Here is a 17,857-nt window from a genome sequence, read left to right on the forward strand (position 1 = left end):
TTCTATAAGTATGTGCAATTCTCATCATTTTCTAATTAGACTTTCACCACTTATATCGTATACGATGAAAAGAAAAGGCGAAGGACGGATTCGACATGACACATCGAATTTTAATTATAGAAGATGAAGAAAATATTGCGAGAGTGCTACAACTGGAGCTTCAATTTGAAGGATATGAGGCAGCAATGGCCCATACAGGAACAGAAGGCTTACTACAATACCGTGAGCAGCAATGGGATTTAATTTTACTTGATATCATGCTACCTGAGATGAGCGGTATTGATGTGCTAAAGCGTATTCGTGCAACAGAATCTCAAACACCTGTTATCATGCTAACTGCCAAAAGCGAGGTAGAGGATAAGGTAAAGGGCTTGGATTTAGGAGCCAATGATTATGTGACAAAGCCTTTTGAAATTGAGGAGCTACTGGCACGAATTCGCAATGCATTACGGTTTTCGCAGAAGGTAAGTCCAAAGCAAGTTGCACTTTCATTTGGCCATTTATCGATAAACGAGCAAACAAGGGAAGTTGTATATTTTGATAAGGAAATTCAGCTGACACCTCGTGAGTATGATTTGTTGTTCTATTTACTAAAGCATCCTAAACAAGTACTGACAAGGGAGCAAATATTAGAGGCTGTGTGGGGCTATGATTATTATGGGGATACAAATGTTGTGGATGTTTATATACGTTATGTACGACAAAAGCTTGAGGCTGCTAATCCAACACCTCTTATCCAGACAATTCGAGGTGTTGGATATGTGCTAAAGGAACATAGTTATGAGACTTAAAACAAAAATCCATCTACTAACAACATTGCTTATGCTAGTTATAGTAGTGGCAACAAATAGTGGAATTTATTTGTTGTATGAGAAATTTGCCTATGATACGGAATATAATCAGCTTCAGTCACGGGCAAATGAGTTAAGCTCTACACTGAGTCAGTTAAATGCACAAACCAACCTACAGCAAGTATTAAGAGCCTATATGCCAACAGATGGTGCCGTTTATATTTATGATGGTGAACTTTTGAAAACGAAGGTTCAGGCTACACTTGAAATGCAAGAGGTCCCTTCTATTACCTACACAATGCCTGCCATTTGGATCGACGGAACGGTGGTGGACATAACATTGCAGCAATCTATGGAAGAAGTAGAACGGACATTAGATTTGTTAAAGGTCATCTTAGTTGTTGTATCTGTTGTGGCATCGATTCCTATTTTCCTAGCGAGCTTGGTACTTGGGCGACTTATTTTATTACCGTTAGAACGTTTAAATGAGACCATGCGCAAAAGTGCATCTACTGGGAAATATGAAAAAATAGATACCACAGAAAAAGGTGGGGACGAATTAACAAACATTAACCGCACTTTTAATATGATGATGGAGAAGCTTGAACAACATTATCAGAAGCAACAAGAATTTGTATCAAATGCCTCCCATGAATTAAAAACTCCTATAACTGTCATTGAAAGCTATGCAAAACTACTCCTAAGGAGGGGGTTTGATAATCGGGAGGTTGCTCAGGAATCCTTGCAAGCTATTGCCAATGAATCATCTCGTATGCATGAAATGGTATTGCAATTGCTAGAACTAGCTAAAAACAAAGAGCAATTGGACGTTCATTTCGAACAACTAGAGCTTGCCCCGTTCTTAAATAAAGTAGCTTTACAAATGGAACAGGCTTATCATCGAACATTTAGAATTGATGAGCAGATTCCAAAGTTTATTTATAGTGATGAAAAAATATTGAAGCAACTACTTTTTATTTTGCTGGATAATGCTAGGAAATATAGTGAGGATGAAGTACGTATTCAAGCCACTGAAACAACCAATCATGTACGTATTACCATCCAAGATTTTGGTATTGGTATTCCAATCGAGCATATTCCTCATTTGTTTGAGCGTTTTTATCGTGTAACAGAGGATCGTAATCGTAAAACAGGTGGTTCAGGGCTAGGGCTAGCAATAGCACATGAACTGTCACAACAATTAAGTATAACGATCGATGTAAAAAGTAAGCTAGGGGAAGGCTCAAGCTTTACTTTATGTATACCAAAGGAGGGACAGCAATGAAAAAGTGGATGTTAGTAATTGTTGTTATTATCCTTCTTTGTAGTGGAGTAATTTGGTTTGTTCAAAATCGTTATTTTTACGTTCAACCTATTAGTGAAGCGGAGGCTATTCGCCATATTGAGACTATCTACAATGGTGATGTTACACAAGTTGAAAAACAAGGAAATACCTTTGAAATGCTTTTTACGCGTGAGGATGTCAAGTATGCAGCTATACTTGACGTTACGACACAACAGGTAACTGCTCTAATCATGAAAGAAGGACAAAGTAAATTACTATTAACAGAAAAGCAGATCAGACAAATGGTTAAAAAGGAATATGGAGATGTAGAAAGCGTTATGCTTACAGACTCCGTTTATACTGTACGTGTTGAAAATGAGAAAATTCAAAAGGATTTAACCCTTGATGGTTATACAGGCGAACTACTGGCAGAGAAAAAGGTTGAGCCACAAGAACAACCTATCGAAGAGCCTATTATTACTGAGCAACAGGCTATTCAAATAGCTCTTAAGCAATTAAAGGGTGAAGTGGATTCAGTTGATTTTGAAGAAACCTCAGAGGGTGGTTACTATTTAGTTGAGATTGAAACGCAGGAGGACGAAGCTACATTTCAAATTCATGCTGTTTCAGGAAAAGTACTGTCTGTAACATGGGATGACGATCATTAAATCATTCTCATGAAATTCTAATGTTCTTCTTATAGTTCTATCATCTTCACTTGGTAAGCTAAGTTTAGATAAAACAAAGGAGAGATGAACATGAAAAAAATGATAATGATTCCAGCACTAGTAATTACTCTTGGAGTGGGTGCAGCGATTGGCTCGACGACTTTATTATCAGGAAATGCCCAAGAAAAAAAGGTCTTATCCATGCAGGAAATTGAGAAGAAAGCGCTAGCGGTAGTGGATGGTACAGTTGCAAATATCGAATTTGACCAAAATCAGTTTAGCTCTATTTATGAAGTAGAGGTGTATACAGATACAGAAGAATATGATTTAAAATTTGATGCTTATAGTGGGAAATTACTCAAGCAGAAAAAGGAACGTTTAGATGACGATGATTGGGATGATCATATTCCTGCTACGACTGCTACAACAAAAATAATTACAAAAGAGCAGGCTATCAAGACAGCCCAAACAAAAGCAAAGGGTAAAGTGACAAAAATTAAGCTTGATGATGGTGTATATGAAATTGAATTAAAAGACGGTCAATATGAATACGAAGTAGATGTGGATGCAGTCTCTGGAAACATTATAGATTTTGAACAAGGCTTTGATGACTAATTTAATGAGCTGTCTTAAAGGGAGAACATACCTTTAAGGCAGTTTTATTGTTTTAATTGTGGGTATTTACTAGGTATTCAGGAAATTTACTTTAAGAAGTGGTTATTTATATGTTCAAAAAAGAAAAAATTTTCTTCTTTACTTTTTCAATTAGCAGGCGTACTATGACATCATTATAAAAGTTTCAAATTTCTAAATCGCTGAAGCAACTAAACGCGGGGGAACCAATTTTGATGGATGGCATAGCCATTCTTGGGGTGAATCTCTTCCTTTTGGAGGAGTAGGGCTACTCAGGCCCGAATCCGACAGCTAACCTCGTAAGCGTTAAGAGCAGAAAAGTGGAGCTTGGCAGACGGATGAGCGTCTACAAGTCTTATTTAGTGATGACTTGTAGGCGTTTTTTGATGTAATTTAGAAAGGCGAAACACATTCTATGAAACTAGAAGGTGTTTATCAATGAAATCCTCATTCAAACGTTATGTAATCGGCAAACCATTAAGATCCGATGCGTTAGGGGAACAAAAGCTAAGTAAAACAAAGGCACTGGCCATATTATCATCAGATGCATTGTCATCAGTAGCCTATGGACCAGAACAAATTTTAATTGTCCTGATGACGGTAGGTACAATGGCGTTTTGGTATTCTTTACCTATTGCCGCTGGAGTGGTTATTCTACTCGTGGCACTGATTTTATCCTATCGTCAAGTTATCTTCGCCTATCCACATGGGGGAGGCGCCTATGTCGTATCACGAGAAAATTTAGGCGTGAATGCAGGTCTTGTTGCAGGGGGTTCTTTGCTTGTTGATTATATTTTAACAGTAGCAGTAAGTGTGTCGGCCGGGACAGATGCTATTACATCTGCATTTCCAAGTCTTCATGCTTATAATGTACCCATTGCTATTATATTTGTGATTTTCTTAACGATTTTAAACTTGCGAGGTGTAACAGAGTCAGCCTCTATCTTGGCTTACCCAGTTTATCTATTTGTAGGCGTTATGCTGTTGCTAATCGGGATTGGGCTCTATAATGTGGCAACTGGACAGGTGCCTGCAGAGTTACATCCAAAGATTGGGACACCAGTGGCAGGGATTAGCCTATTTATTTTATTAAAGGCATTTGCATCAGGAAGCTCAGCGTTAACAGGAGTAGAGGCTATTTCTAACGCCATACCTAATTTTAGAAATCCTGCTCCAAATAATGCTGCTAAAACGCTTTTAGCAATGGGCGCCATTTTAGCCGTTTTATTCATCGGGATTGTTAGTCTAGCTTATTTTTATGGCGTTGCACCAACAGCAGAAGCAACAGTCGTTTCCCAGCTAGCAGAAGCTAGTGTTGGTCGGAATTTTCTTTATTATATTGTTCAGGGGACAACTGCAATGATTTTAGTACTTGCCGCAAACACAGGGTATTCAGCATTTCCCTTGCTTGCTGTGAATTTATCGAAGGATGGTTTTATCCCAAGAATCTTCCAAATCCGAGGGGACCGTCTTGGCTATTCAAATGGTATTTTAATGCTAGGTATTGCTGCCATTGTTTTAATTATACTTTTTGACGGGGCCACAGAGCATTTAATTCCGCTCTATGCAGTAGGCGTATTTATTCCCTTTACATTAGCGCAAACGGGGATGATGAGAAAATGGTGGCGCGAAAAATCTAAAGGCTGGGTAGCAAGATTTACGATCAACACAATTGGGGCCGCTATCTCTTTCATCGTGGCAATGATGTTTTTTGTGACAAAAATGCCTCAAGTTTGGCCGGTGTTTATCTTTTTACCAATTATTATTTTTGTATTCCATCGCATTAAGCAACATTATCAAGCTGTTGGAGAACAGTTAAGGTTAAATCATGAGGAACTGGCTACTATTGAGGGGAATGTTTTCATTGTGCCAGTAGCTGGCATAACAAAGGTGGTTGAAAACTCCCTACATTATGCCAAATCACTTAAGGTTGATAAAGTGATAGCCTTTTATGTAGCTTTTGACCAAGCAGATGCAAAAGCTTTTGAAGAGAAGTGGAATGCCTGGCAACCTGATGTACGATTAGTTACCTACTATTCACCATATCGCAGCATTACACAGCCATTAATTAAATTTATTGATAAAGTAGAACATCAATGTACGAAGACAGGTCATAAAGTAACGGTTGTTATCCCTCAATTCTTACCGAAAAAAGGGTGGCATCATATGCTACACAACCAATCGAGTCTTCTCATTCGTACATCACTGTTATTTCACAGAAATGTCGTCATTATGACAGTACCGTTCCATTTATCAAAATAATGCTAGCAAGCTAGAAAATAGTCTGTTATAATCAGTACGTTGATTGAAAACACGAACGTTTACAATTAAAAAGTTACAGAATACCATTAAATTCCGAAAAATCAAACTTTTTTTGGTGAGAGATAGTAGCTCTTGCCGAATAAAGTGATAAATTGGTTATTCTGATAGTTTCATACAAATTCACTCATATAATAGCGAGAATAGGGCTCGCAAGTTTCTACCGATTTACCGTAAATGAATCGACTATGGGTAGCAATGCTTTTAGAGAACTTCTATTTTAATGATGTTTTCTATTCATTTCGACGTTTTTGCGCTGAATGCTTTGCTCCACTCGTAGCAGAATGGAATCAAAGTATTCAGCGTTTTTTTATAATTTTTTACGAAAGAAGGATATGAAAGAAATGAAGTTATTACAAGACAAAATTATGCAAGAGGGTAAAGTATTATCTTCATCCGTATTAAAGGTTGATACATTTTTAAACCATCAAATTGATCCCATTCTAATGAAGGAAATTGGTCATGAATTCGCAAATCGTTTCTCTGATCAAGTGATTACAAAGATTTTAACAATAGAATCTTCAGGTATTGCCCCATCCGTGATGTTAGGCTTAGAAATTGGCGCGCCTGTCGTGTTTGCTCGTAAACGTAAATCATTAACGCTTTCAGATAACCTTTATTCATCAAAGGTACATTCATTCACAAAAAATGAAACAAATGAGATCTCAGTCTCACGTAATTTCTTAAGCGAAGATGACAATATTTTAATTGTAGATGATTTCTTAGCCAATGGTGAGGCTGTCAAAGGCTTACTTGATATTGCTGCACAAGCGGGTGCAAATGTTGTGGGAGTTGGAATTGTTATTGAAAAGGGCTTCCAAGATGGCGGAAAATTATTGCGTGAGCAAGGTGTTCGCGTTGAGTCATTGGCAATTGTAGATTCTCTTGAAGATGGCAAAGTAACATTTGCTACGGAGGCTCGCGCGTAATGAATACCTTTAAATCGACTGCGCTAGCGATTCAACATTTACTTGCAATGTATGCTGGAGCCATTTTAGTGCCATTGATTATCGGTGGGGCAATTGGCTTCGATTCAACACAAATGACGTATTTAGTAGCGATTGATATTATGATGTGCGGGATTGCTACACTTTTACAAGTTTATTCAGGTAAATTCATTGGTATCGGCTTACCTGTAGTACTTGGCTGTACATTCACAGCGGTAAGTCCAATTATTGCGATTGGTACAAACCCAGAGCAGGGTATTACGGACATTTATGGTTCTATTATTGCCTCTGGTGTAATTGTAATGATAATTGCGGGCTTCTTCGGTAAGCTTGTGAAATTCTTCCCACCAGTAGTAACAGGGTCAGTTGTTTCAATTATCGGTATTTCCTTATTACCAGTAGCATTAAACAATATGGCAGGTGGACAAGGTGCTGAGGATTTTGCTTCTGCTTCTAATGTAGCCTTAGCCTTCATTACATTGGTTATCATTTTAGTCGTTTATCGCTTTTCTACAGGCTTTGTTCGTGCTATTTCTATTCTGATAGGATTAGTAGTAGGTACCGTTTTAGGTGCCTTCATGGACAAGGTAGATTTCACGCCAGTTGCAGATGCTAATGTATTTCACATGGTACAACCTTTCTACTTTGGCATGCCAACATTTGATGTAACGGCGATTATTACCATGACACTTGTAGCAATGGTATCTTTAGTAGAATCATCTGGTGTTTATTTTGCGTTAAGTGATATTTGTAATAAAAAATTAGATTCAAAAGATTTGGCTCGTGGCTATCGTTCAGAAGGTCTAGCTTCAGTAATTGGTGGTATTTTCAATGCCTTCCCATACACAACATTCTCACAAAATGTGGGACTAACGCGTATGTCAGGTGTAAAAGACCGTAAAGTCATTTACATCACAGGTGGCTTACTTGTAGCACTTGGCTTCCTACCAAAAATCGCAGCGTTAACAACGATTATTCCAACGTCTGTATTAGGGGCAGCGATGCTTGCGATGTTCGGTATGGTCATTACGCAAGGTATGGGTATGCTTGTACCAGTTATGAACGAGTCAGCAGAAAATGCGATGATTGCTGCGATTGCAGTAAGTTTAGGCGTCGGTGTATCAGTGGTTCCTGGCATTTTTGATGCACTGCCAACAAGCGTTTCAATCTTAACATCTAATGGTATCGTTTGTGGTTCTGTAACAGCGATTATCCTTAATATTTTATTCAACATGATTGGGCCAAAGCATAAAAAAGACCCGATGCATGGGGGAGTATAAAAAGATAATTAAATAACATTCATCAAAATATTCTACATATTTTGATGAAAAGAATAGTGTCACCTACTTTTATCTATTGATTTAGATTTGAGGAGGTGCCACTTTTTTGTCGTTATGGACTGTATGTTTTAAACTATTGATAATAACTTTAGTTGAAATTTGTTCCTTTAACATAACTCTAGATAGTCATATGGGATGTTTAACATTAGAACTAAAAGGGAATTTAAAATAGAGTTGTTGAAATCGCATGTAACTCTCTCTTTCAACATATACTTATATAAAACTACTCTCAGAAAGGTCTAGTACAAATGCAAAGTATTGTTTTAATTTTAATCCTACAATTAGTATATGTACCTTTTTTAACATTACGAACAATATTTTTAGTAAAGAATATCACGTTCCTTGCTGCGATATTTGGGATGCTGGAGATGTTGGTGTATGTATTTGGCCTTTCACTCGTTTTCAGTGGGAAGCAAAGTATGTTATCTATGGTTGTCTATGCAGTTGGGTTTGGATTAGGTATATTTTTAGGAGCAAAAATAGAACGAAAGCTAGCGATAGGCTATGTTTATACAACCATTAATACGCAAAATAAGAATGAAGACCTTGTGAAATTTCTTCGCAACGAAGGGTTTGCAGTCACGATTTATATAGGAGAAGGGCGAGATAGTAACCGCTATAAATATGAGATCTTAACGAAGAGGAATCGTGAAGGAGAGCTCTTTCAAATAGTAGAGCAATTTGAACCGAATGCGTTTATTATCTCGTATGAGCCTAAGTCATTTAAAGGCGGCTTTTTACTTGCTCGTATGAAGGCTAAGCAAAAATAATATTCACTATGAAAGGACCCTCGCTAAAAGCGAAGGTCCTTTTTTAGTGTTGAAAAACAAAACAGGCAATTGAAAGGTAGAAATGGATTTCCGTTGCAGGCTACTTGCTTTCCTGTGAGCGAGCGCCGAATCGCTTCCTCCGCTACCGCTCCGTGCAGGGCTTCGCCTATCTCGCTATCCCACGGGAGTCAAGTAGCCTTCCACTTCAACCCACTGACTTTTTAGCAAAGGTTTTCAAATAAAGTGAAGGTGTTCACTACTCTTTATGAAGAGGTGTTGTCACTACACATTGAAAATAAGAGCCTACCTAATTATACAAATCATTGGCTATTTTGATCGTTACGGCTAGTATGAAAGATAAGAAAAAGACACTTTTGCACATGGTTGATTGGAGTGGAGCCAGCGTCACTCCTAGGGGATTAGCGTCACAGATGAGACCCTGGAGCGAACGCTAGTGAGTGAAGCGGCTCATCGGACGCCCCCTGGAAAGGACGCTGGCGGAACGGAAATCAACCCCTCACCCTGCAAAGTTGCTTTTTCTGCCGTTGACACCATCTTTTTTACATATTACATAAATTTTGTTTCAACCCAATTTTTGAATAAGTCAAAATCTGTATAGACGATTTCTTTGTAGCTCATTGCTTGTAAAATTGTATGTTCTATAAATACATTCCGTTCTTTGCCGATAGCTTTTAGAATCTCCTCCTCGCTGTGATAGGTAAAAACAGGAGAATAATCGATATCAGCTCGGGCATGTATTTTAGCAGCAATTTTCCCCATAAGTGATGTTGTAGTAAAGTAATCCTCTATATCCTTATAGTTTTTAGGCTTAATCTTCTTTTTATAAGGAGAACGTTCACGAATATAAAATTCCTGTCCATTCATCGTGATAAAGGCTAAATGGGGGTCCTCTAAATGGTGCATGGCTTTTTGAGTTCCGACTACACGGGCTCCCTGGTGTTCATAGTGATCCCAAAATAGATCCTGATAGGGAAGAAAGTAGGCAGGGATGGCTGTGCGTACTTCTTTCATTTCTAACACTAAATTTTCAACTCCTGATGCACCCTTTTCGTCTTCCACTAAAATATAGTAACGTTTTAAACCGATAGAAGCTGTCCCAGAGCCATACTTATAAGCTATGTCCCTAATTTTATAAGTAGAAAGTGCGTTTGAAATGGCACTGTATTCCTCAGCAGTGACTGGTTGAATTTCTTCATTCCATAAGAAAGCACGTTCGCCATCTTCATTGTGATACGTAATATCTTGTAAGAAGTAAGACCTTTGGCGTTTCTCAAGCTTTTTCAATAACCTCTTTGCGGGTCCCTTTGTATTATCTTTTGTAAAAATGAGTGTTAGAGGATCATCCTGTTTACGCTCAAATCGTTTTAGCTGATCAATATAACTGTTAAGAAAATGTTGAATAGCCGTTTCTTGGGTTACCTTATGTAAGCCTTGTTCCTCTAAATAGAGCGCAATACTAACACTCATTCTAACAATATCGTATAAATAAGAGCCAACATAGCCCTCATCGAAATCATTGACATCAAAAACAATGGAGCCTGCTTCATTTTGAAAAGCACCGAAGTTATCCATATGCATGTCACCTTGAATCCAAGTCGGTTTTCTATCAGGAGTATGGAAGATTGAAGCGGATTTTGTCATATCAAAATAAAAGAGATAGGCACTTCCGCGGAAAAAGCGAAATGGACTTTCAAGCATTTTACGGTATTTCTCCAAGCGCTGTACCTCAGTTAAACGCATTCGTTGAACATCAAACTCTTCAAAGATTGTCTCCAATTGTTCTTGTCTTAAAAAAGTTCTAGTATGTTTTACTTGTTCCAATAAAGCATGCTCCATATCATTATCCCCTTTGTTATTTTAAAATTTATCTGTATATACGGAAATAAATTGAATAAGTTTCGAAGAAATTTAGCAAATGTACTCGATAAAAATGGCTAGTCATCTAAGGTTATTTCATAACATGTTCAATAACCTATTTTCATACTATAAGACATGCATAGACACGGAGGGGGGTTGTATGTATTTCTTTACAAAAAGTCTTGTCATTATAATAGGAAGTATTTCATTGTCGTTAGGAATAAACTTATTTTTAACGCCCTATGAAATTTTAGATGGGGGAGTAGTAGGGTTAGCGCTAATATTACATTATTTATATAAGCTCCAAATAGGTTTAATGATTATTATCATTAGTATTCCGATTTTTATTATTGCGTGGTTTAAATATAAAACCTATTTTTACAATAGTATACATGGCTTAATAACGTCTTCCTTCATTATCGATTTTTTAAAGCCTGTCCGCAATCTTGTGCAAATTGATGCGCTCTACAGTGCCATTCTTGGAGGAATACTTGTAGGCTTTGGTATTGGTCTAATGCTGCGTTTTCAGACAAGCACAGGGGGGACTGACTTGATAGCACAATTTATCTGTGATAAAACGGGTATCAATGTTGGGGTATTGATATTTTTTATTGATTCCATCGTGATTGTTATAGGCGGCTTCCTCCTATCCACCTCGACCTTGCTATTATCTATAATTACAGTGCTAGTTGTGGGGATTACGACAAGCATTATTACTAGTCGAGTTTAATAAACATAAAAAAAGTTCCAGTATAAACTGAAACTATTTGGGGGTCTGATTATCGAGTGCTTTCATTAGCTTCTTTTTTGGATGTGCGGGTTTCACTTCGGCAATTAGTATAGCTAGTAAAATAAGTACGGCACCAACGACCATACGGCTTGTTAGCATTTCATGCAAGAAGATAACGGATAAAACCATGCCGAAAAAAGATTCAGTTGATAGTATAATCGCAGCTTTTGTGGCAGTTGTATATTGATTGGCCACATTCTGGAAAAGATAAGCTATGGTCGTAGAAAAAATCCCTAAATAAACAAGAGAGTAAATTGCCTCTTTTTCAAGTGACGTAGGAATTTCACCTTGGCTAATGACAACTAGAACACCTATAAAGGAAGCTGTGAGAAACTGAATAATAGTTAGAGCAATGGCATCTTCCTTTTGAACAAAAAGGTTAGTACAAAAGATATCAAAGGCAAAAGCAACAGCACAAGCTAATGATAGGGCATCACCTATATTCATTGTCAAGGAGCCTTGTAATGATAAAAAGCCAATGCCCACAATCGCCATTATCGAACCAATGATTTCGTAGCCATCGATACGACGTTTATAAACGGCATATGCTATTAAAGGAACAATAATGACATTTACTGCGGTTAAAAAGGCATTTTTAGAAGGTGTTGTATACTGCAGTCCGACTGTTTGAAGGGCAAACGCTATATACAAAATCGTACCTAATAAAGCTCCCTTCCAAATTACTGATTTCGAAGCCTTTTTTAATCGGGCGCCAAATAAAACGGTTAATATGATTGAAGCTAATAAAAATCTGCCAGCCATTACTTGATAAGCTGTTAAATATTCTAGAGCAATGGCCGTTACAACAAATCCACTGCCCCACACGATTGCAGTAACTAGTAACATGCCATCAGCTATGTAAGTTTTCATGTTTTCTTCCTCCTAACTTCAATAGAATAGCATAAGAGAGAAGAATAGAATTTGATTTTATTTCTAAATATTCAGGCGTTTTTTTGTACTTATTCCAAAGCGATTAGTCATTGTTCATTTTGCTATGTAATAAGTACAATTTAACGGCTGCAGCTAGGCGTTCATAAAAAACATAATCATTATCTATGGGTGCTACTAGCTGACGTATTTTAGCCATACGATAGCGAATTGTATTTGGATGACAGAATTGTGCTACAGCAACTTCCTTAATATTTCCTTTTTTAATGATGTAGGTTATGGCGGTTTCCATTAAGTCTGGATCAGCCTTATCATCAAGTAGAGGTGCTAAAAAGGAGGTAACAAAGTCCATAGCGAATGTTGTATCTTTACGGTATAACTCGATTAATAAACAATCGGACGCGAGATTCTTATAATGACAGCTAGGGAGCGTATCGATTTCAGCAAAAATATTGGCAAAAAAAGCTTCGCGTAATGCCATTGGGAATCCAGTCTGGGTATCATTACAACTGCTATAGCCGAAAGTGATGGTATCAGTGGGTATGGCGTATAATGCTAGCCATTCATGTAAAACCCTTTCAAATTGGAATTGCTGAGATGGATGTGTCATGATGACAAATAGACTTTTTTTATAAGAACAAATCATACCCGATTTTAATAGCGGCTCCAACGAGTAAAAGGGCCGCATCCAGCTCTGATGGATTTTGTCATCAGCTCGTAAATTTGCTATAAATACATATTTTTCAAAGGGCTTATTGAGCTGTTGTAAAATGGATTTAATTTGCTCCTGTGTCACATCTTCCTCCATTAGCCTTCGTAAAATCGTTTCGATAAAATAGGAATAATCCTGTGTCTTAGCGTAAGCCATTGTTTCTAAAATGATTTTCTCAAAAAACTCATCTCCACCAAAGCGTAATATAGGGAAATTATGCTGCTCTGCATACGACAAAACTTCTTTCGGTAATTCCTTAAAAATAACAGGCTTATAAGCTAAAGCACTCGCCCCAAGCTCAATTAGATTTTTAACAGCATTGAATAAATACTCAGGCTTTTGTTTAGCAAATAATAAACTACTTAACACAACACTGTTGGGGGTAAAGATGGTATCTCTGACATGGTGGATGTCAGGTGAAAATTCAAAGTCTAATATTTCTACATTTTGAACAGCTTTATGTAAGCCGTTGTGACCAGCAATAACAGTGAAGTCTTTTGTAATAGGTAGTTGTAAAAATTTCTCTACATTCATGTGTGGATCATTGCCTTTCCTGTAGTAAGCTTCTTGCTTCTATTATAAAATTACTTGTACATAAAAAACCATTTTTATAAATGCTAGCAGGTTTCTCCCGCAAAAAAATCTGCTCATTCAGCGGTATACCGTGAATTGAGCAGATTTCCAGTGCTTAACGTCTAGATATTAACAAAAATATTTGGTTTTCTAGTTCTCTGTGGATTTGCTTGCTCAACAGCATAGCCTACATTTAAAATGCGTCCTTCTTTAAAGGCTGATCCAATAATTTGTAGACCTATTGGTAAGTTTCCTTTAAAGCCACAAGGAACTGAGAGGGCAGGTAAGCCTGTTAAGTTACTAGGGCCTGTAAAGCGGATAATATTATCAATTAAATCTACTTTTTGACCGTTTAACTCTGCAAAATCATCCCCAATAGTACTAGCTACAACAGGTAGGGTAGGGGAAATGAGCACATCTACCTTATTAAAAATCTCTGTAAACTCCTGCTTTATTTGACGACGTACCTGCTGAGCCTGCAAGTAATCGACTGCAGAAGGCAATTCACCAAGCTCAAATAGCAGACGAATATCGTCACCAAAGTCTTGTGGTCTCTTTTGTAAATCTGAATGGTGTATAGCTGCTGCCTCTGAAAGAGACGTCACAAGCTCTGCCCATTCTGCATATTGTAGGGAAGGAATACGCACCACTTCCACTTTAGCGCCTTGATCCACTAAGCTTTGAATACTTGCTCTAACAGCCTTCTCTACATCAATATCAACATTATTAAAGAAGTACTCTTCATTGATACCAATCACTAGATCCTTGATATTGCCAGTAAGCTGCTTCTCATAGTTGTCTATTGGAATATCAATGCAGGTAGGGTCTCGATGATCAAAACCAGCGATAACTTCGAGCAAGCCCGCTGCATCCTTAACGGTCTTTGTCATCGGGCCAATATGGTCTAAGCTCCATGCTAGCGGGTAGCAGCCGTATTTACTTACACGACCGTGTGTAGGTTTTAAACCTACAATGCCGCAAGCAGAGGATGGAATTCGAATAGAGCCTGCTGTATCTGTCCCTAGTGAAGCAACACTTGCTCCAGCTGCAACAGCCGCACCAGAGCCTCCACTTGAACCACCAGGAATTTTATCTAAATCCCATGGGTTACGGACAGGGCCGTAATGAGGGTTGTTATTGGTAATTCCCCAAGCATATTCATGCATGCTTAATTTTCCAGTGAAAATAACACCAGCGTCACGAAGCTTTTCAACTACTGTCGCATCATAATCAGAAACGAAGTCCTTATGAATTTTTGAGGACATCGTTGTTATTTTATCTTTAAAATACAAGTTGTCCTTTAAGGCCATAGGTATTCCATGATACATACCCTTATAATGGCCTTGGAGAATCTCCTGTTCAACTTCTTTTGCCCTTGCTAAAGCTTCTTCCCGATAAAAAGCCATATAGGAATTGATTTTAGGCTGACTTTCCTCAGCAAAATCTAAAATAGCCTTCGTTAATTCCACGGGAGATAGCGTCTTTGATGCAAGTAAAGGTGCCAATTCTTCAACAGATTTTAAATGTAAATCAGTTGTCAATGTGATCACCTCCAGGAATACTACGTACAGCGATGTCCGCATCATCAATCGCAATACCTTCTAAATTGCTGCGAAGTGACTGCATACCTTCCCAGCGTGTTTTTAATAGTTCAAGGTGTTCAGGTTTCGGTGTAATTCCTTTGTTCTCCAATAACTGTTGAATAGACAAGCTCATTAACAGGATCCTCCCTTGAATAATTTTTATCTAAATAGGTTTCCCTATTAAGACCGATACAGTAAAAACACAAAAAAATATAATAGGTAATATAAACCTATTATTACAATCATACACTAATGTTATTTTATATCAAATAAATTATTTGTAATTGTCTTAATATTAAGAAATATTGACTAGGAAAGAGTTTTGTTAAAACCTATTGCTAGAACTGGCTCTTTTTACATTCGATTCACAGTCTATTTACAATCAAAGCGTACAATGAACCATAATAACCAAATTGAAGAGGTGCAAGAATGGAGTCTGCAGTGGGACAAAGTATAAAAACAAGTAATATATTTTCTTTTTTTAAATATTTATATGGGCAGCATCAAAGCAGTTCGTTATATATGAAACGTTTAAAGGCATTGAAACAAATTATTCAGCATAACGATTTACATACATACTTTCAACCTATTGTAGATTTACAGTCAAAGCAAACAATAGGATTTGAAGCATTAAATCGACCATTACCCTCAACATTATTTAACAGTGTGGATCAGTTTTATGAGTTTGTAGGACAAACAGATTGTGTTTTTTTATTTGAATGTTTTTGTAGAAATCTTTCCTTGCAACGTTTCAAGGAACGTTTACACAAAGACTTGGTGAATAAAAACTTTTTAGTGTTCCTTAATATACATCCGAATGTTTTATTAGATAAAAAATATCACAGTGGCGAAACGTTACAATTATTGAAGGAGCTTGGTATTAAGCCTCAGCAAGTGGTTTTTGAACTGACTGAGCGGAGTGCGGTAATAGATTTTATGGAGTTTGAACGTGTATTATCGCATTATCGATCACAGGGCTATCGCATTGCCGTAGATGATGTGGGATCGGGCTATAATAGTTTAAAAACGCTCATCTATTTAAAGCCAGAATTTATTAAGCTAGACCGTTCATTAATTCAATTCATAGACCAAAATAATGAACAACAGCAGCTCGTCACATTGTTAATGAAATATGCAGAACAAGCCAATACTAAAATCATCGCTGAAGGGATTGAACGACAAGAGGAGCTTGATTATCTCCATCGTATTGGCATTCATTATGCACAGGGGTATGCGATAGGAAAGCCTGCAAAGGAAATATATATGGGGAAAATAAGGGTGGGTGACCATGAAGATAGGGGAAGTCATTGAGAAAGTTCCATGTATTGATGAATTTGTGAAAAATAAAGAAGTAGATGTACTTTTTACAAGTAATCCATCGTTGCGTAGCGTTGTTGTTGTGCGTGATGAAAAACCAATTGGCCATATTACACGCACACATTTCTATCAAAAAATCGGTACTCGGTATGGCTATCATTTATTAATGGAACGTCAAAATCAGCTGATGATCAAGAAAAATCCTTTAATCGTTGATCGTAATACACCAATCACAGAGGTTAGTACATTAGCTATGGCTAGACCTCCTGAGGATTTATATGATGATGTCATCGTCACGAAAAACAATCTTTATTATGGCATGGTTAGTATTCGAGAGTTATTGTTAAAGCTTGTTGATACACAAGTAGCCATTGCAAGCTTCCTGAATCCATTAAGTAGTCTTCCTGGCAATAAATTAATCGATGACAAATTAGAGGAAGCATTACAGCTATCGCAATATAGTTTAATCTATTTTGATTTAGATCACTTTAAATCCTACAATGACACATATGGCTTTAATAAAGGTGATAAAATTTTACGGTATTTAACAGAAATACTAAAAAGACATATCTGCGGCGTAGAAGATTTTTTAGGACATATTGGTGGAGATGATTTTGTAGCTATTCTGCCGTATTACGAGGTAGAAAAGATGTGTCAAAAGATTATTGATGACTTTGATGCCAACATACTTAGTTTTTACGAGTTAGAGGATTTAGCATATGTTCAGGTAGCTAGTAGATCAGGCGAATTGGAACCTTTAACATGTACCTCCTTATCCATTGCCATAATTACGAATGAATATCAGTATTTTGACTCTGTCGAACAATTATCCAATGCGGTAACACATGTGAAAAAACAGTGTAAAAAAATCGCTGGTAGTTGTTACCTCATTAATAAACAACAGAACTATTTTGTTCATTAGCAAATTATGCTAGATTTGTGGAACTAATATGTAAAATATATGAAAAATTAAAATTTGGTTACAAGAGGCTTAGATGGATTCAAGAAGACTACACATTTGGCAACCTGTCACTTGCTTAGAAAAAGCCTAAATTTTAGAAAAATGCTTAAAAGGCTGCCCCTACACTGTTAAAAACTAACAGTATAGGGGCAGTTACTCATTTGTCACCAAATGTAGTGGCAGTGATTAAACTAGCTATACATTTACAAACATTTTTTAAGATCTTTTCCATGATTAATCCATTGCCAGAGGATGATTGTTACGCCATTTTTCGGGGTATAATCCTTAGCAAGAAAGCATTTTGTTATAGGAATTTATTAATCTTAATAAAACATACTTGAATTATAGGGATTATGGGTATATAATTCGATTACATTATTATAAAACATCTTAGGAGGCATT

The 17,857-nt window shown here is 37.1% G+C and carries 16 protein-coding genes and 2 riboswitches; of the genes, 11 read left to right on the forward strand and 5 right to left on the reverse strand.

Annotated features, from left to right (window positions below):
• Positions 1–95 precede the first annotated feature (95 nt).
• From RCJ95_RS21915 to RCJ95_RS21950, 8 genes are all read left to right on the forward strand, one after another.
• Positions 96–791 carry a response regulator transcription factor gene (locus RCJ95_RS21915; RefSeq protein ID WP_009373358.1) on the forward strand — a complete coding sequence of 232 codons (696 nt, stop codon included), beginning with the start codon at positions 96–98 and terminating at the stop codon, positions 789–791.
• Entirely contained in the window at positions 781–2,076 is a 1,296-nt protein-coding gene (locus RCJ95_RS21920; protein ID WP_446722785.1) for a HAMP domain-containing sensor histidine kinase, read from the forward strand. Before RCJ95_RS21915 ends, RCJ95_RS21920 begins: the two co-directional genes overlap by 11 nt.
• Entirely contained in the window at positions 2,073–2,744 is a 672-nt protein-coding gene (locus RCJ95_RS21925; RefSeq protein WP_337976402.1) for a PepSY domain-containing protein, read from the forward strand. Before RCJ95_RS21920 ends, RCJ95_RS21925 begins: the two co-directional genes overlap by 4 nt.
• 90 nt (positions 2,745–2,834) lie before the next feature.
• Positions 2,835–3,359: a PepSY domain-containing protein gene (locus RCJ95_RS21930; RefSeq protein WP_054548692.1), complete on the forward strand. Its 525-nt coding sequence runs from the start codon at positions 2,835–2,837 to the stop codon at positions 3,357–3,359.
• A 188-nt stretch (positions 3,360–3,547) separates the two neighbouring features.
• Positions 3,548–3,697, forward strand: a riboswitch (cyclic di-AMP (ydaO/yuaA leader).
• A gap of 118 nt (positions 3,698–3,815) precedes the next feature.
• Complete coding sequence (locus RCJ95_RS21935; RefSeq protein WP_446722786.1) at positions 3,816–5,639, forward strand: APC family permease; 1,824 nt, start codon at positions 3,816–3,818, stop codon at positions 5,637–5,639.
• Positions 5,640–5,803: 164 nt separating this feature from the next.
• Positions 5,804–5,905, forward strand: a riboswitch (purine riboswitch).
• 135 nt (positions 5,906–6,040) lie between these two features.
• Positions 6,041–6,625 (forward strand): xanthine phosphoribosyltransferase, encoded by a 585-nt coding sequence (locus RCJ95_RS21940; RefSeq protein WP_221683358.1) that lies wholly within the window; start codon positions 6,041–6,043, stop codon positions 6,623–6,625.
• On the forward strand, positions 6,625–7,923 hold the full coding sequence (locus tag RCJ95_RS21945) for a nucleobase:cation symporter-2 family protein (protein ID WP_257521000.1): 1,299 nt from the start codon (positions 6,625–6,627) through the stop codon (positions 7,921–7,923). Before RCJ95_RS21940 ends, RCJ95_RS21945 begins: the two co-directional genes overlap by 1 nt.
• Positions 7,924–8,231: 308 nt before the next feature.
• Positions 8,232–8,753 carry a DUF2179 domain-containing protein gene (locus RCJ95_RS21950; RefSeq protein ID WP_202342928.1) on the forward strand — a complete coding sequence of 174 codons (522 nt, stop codon included), beginning with the start codon at positions 8,232–8,234 and terminating at the stop codon, positions 8,751–8,753.
• A gap of 567 nt (positions 8,754–9,320) precedes the next feature.
• Here the strand turns inward: RCJ95_RS21950 and RCJ95_RS21955 are convergent.
• Positions 9,321–10,610 (reverse strand): DUF2252 domain-containing protein, encoded by a 1,290-nt coding sequence (locus tag RCJ95_RS21955; RefSeq protein WP_221683360.1) that lies wholly within the window; start codon positions 10,608–10,610, stop codon positions 9,321–9,323.
• A 181-nt stretch (positions 10,611–10,791) separates the two neighbouring features.
• Between RCJ95_RS21955 and RCJ95_RS21960 the strand changes: the two genes are divergently transcribed.
• Positions 10,792–11,361 carry a YitT family protein gene (locus tag RCJ95_RS21960; protein WP_257521002.1) on the forward strand — a complete coding sequence of 190 codons (570 nt, stop codon included), beginning with the start codon at positions 10,792–10,794 and terminating at the stop codon, positions 11,359–11,361.
• Between the two features lie 33 nt (positions 11,362–11,394).
• On the opposite strand, the gene RCJ95_RS21965 is transcribed toward RCJ95_RS21960, so the two are convergent.
• The 4 genes from RCJ95_RS21965 to RCJ95_RS21980 form a co-directional block, all read right to left on the reverse strand.
• Positions 11,395–12,291: a DMT family transporter gene (locus RCJ95_RS21965; protein WP_337976379.1), complete on the reverse strand. Its 897-nt coding sequence runs from the start codon at positions 12,289–12,291 to the stop codon at positions 11,395–11,397.
• 103 nt (positions 12,292–12,394) lie between these two features.
• Entirely contained in the window at positions 12,395–13,555 is a 1,161-nt protein-coding gene (locus tag RCJ95_RS21970; RefSeq protein WP_337976378.1) for a PucR family transcriptional regulator, read from the reverse strand.
• 161 nt (positions 13,556–13,716) lie between these two features.
• On the reverse strand, positions 13,717–15,135 hold the full coding sequence (locus RCJ95_RS21975; RefSeq protein ID WP_337976377.1) for an amidase: 1,419 nt from the start codon (positions 15,133–15,135) through the stop codon (positions 13,717–13,719).
• Complete coding sequence (locus RCJ95_RS21980) at positions 15,125–15,310, reverse strand: hypothetical protein (protein WP_009373346.1); 186 nt, start codon at positions 15,308–15,310, stop codon at positions 15,125–15,127. Before RCJ95_RS21980 ends, RCJ95_RS21975 begins: the two co-directional genes overlap by 11 nt.
• Positions 15,311–15,606: 296 nt before the next feature.
• On the opposite strand from RCJ95_RS21980, the gene RCJ95_RS21985 reads away from it, so the two are divergent.
• Complete coding sequence (locus RCJ95_RS21985; RefSeq protein ID WP_004227704.1) at positions 15,607–16,488, forward strand: EAL domain-containing protein; 882 nt, start codon at positions 15,607–15,609, stop codon at positions 16,486–16,488.
• Entirely contained in the window at positions 16,466–17,416 is a 951-nt protein-coding gene (locus tag RCJ95_RS21990; RefSeq protein ID WP_312130876.1) for a GGDEF domain-containing protein, read from the forward strand. Before RCJ95_RS21985 ends, RCJ95_RS21990 begins: the two co-directional genes overlap by 23 nt.
• The last annotated feature ends 441 nt before the right edge of the window (positions 17,417–17,857 follow it).

The sequence above is a fragment of the Lysinibacillus sp. BSL11 genome (assembly GCF_052928325.1).

Coding starts and splice junctions, on each gene's coding strand:
- RCJ95_RS21940 (WP_221683358.1), top strand. CDS start 6,041: ATGAAGTTATTACAAGACAAAATTATGCAAGAGGGTAAAGTATTATCT.
- RCJ95_RS21990 (WP_312130876.1), top strand. CDS start 16,466: ATGAAGATAGGGGAAGTCATTGAGAAAGTTCCATGTATTGATGAATTT.
- RCJ95_RS21950 (WP_202342928.1), top strand. CDS start 8,232: ATGCAAAGTATTGTTTTAATTTTAATCCTACAATTAGTATATGTACCT.
- RCJ95_RS21935 (WP_446722786.1), top strand. CDS start 3,816: ATGAAATCCTCATTCAAACGTTATGTAATCGGCAAACCATTAAGATCC.
- RCJ95_RS21930 (WP_054548692.1), top strand. CDS start 2,835: ATGAAAAAAATGATAATGATTCCAGCACTAGTAATTACTCTTGGAGTG.
- RCJ95_RS21945 (WP_257521000.1), top strand. CDS start 6,625: ATGAATACCTTTAAATCGACTGCGCTAGCGATTCAACATTTACTTGCA.
- RCJ95_RS21925 (WP_337976402.1), top strand. CDS start 2,073: ATGAAAAAGTGGATGTTAGTAATTGTTGTTATTATCCTTCTTTGTAGT.
- RCJ95_RS21965 (WP_337976379.1), bottom strand. CDS start 12,291: ATGAAAACTTACATAGCTGATGGCATGTTACTAGTTACTGCAATCGTG.
- RCJ95_RS21970 (WP_337976378.1), bottom strand. CDS start 13,555: ATGAATGTAGAGAAATTTTTACAACTACCTATTACAAAAGACTTCACT.
- RCJ95_RS21960 (WP_257521002.1), top strand. CDS start 10,792: ATGTATTTCTTTACAAAAAGTCTTGTCATTATAATAGGAAGTATTTCA.
- RCJ95_RS21915 (WP_009373358.1), top strand. CDS start 96: ATGACACATCGAATTTTAATTATAGAAGATGAAGAAAATATTGCGAGA.
- RCJ95_RS21980 (WP_009373346.1), bottom strand. CDS start 15,310: ATGAGCTTGTCTATTCAACAGTTATTGGAGAACAAAGGAATTACACCG.
- RCJ95_RS21985 (WP_004227704.1), top strand. CDS start 15,607: ATGGAGTCTGCAGTGGGACAAAGTATAAAAACAAGTAATATATTTTCT.
- RCJ95_RS21920 (WP_446722785.1), top strand. CDS start 781: ATGAGACTTAAAACAAAAATCCATCTACTAACAACATTGCTTATGCTA.
- RCJ95_RS21955 (WP_221683360.1), bottom strand. CDS start 10,610: ATGGAGCATGCTTTATTGGAACAAGTAAAACATACTAGAACTTTTTTA.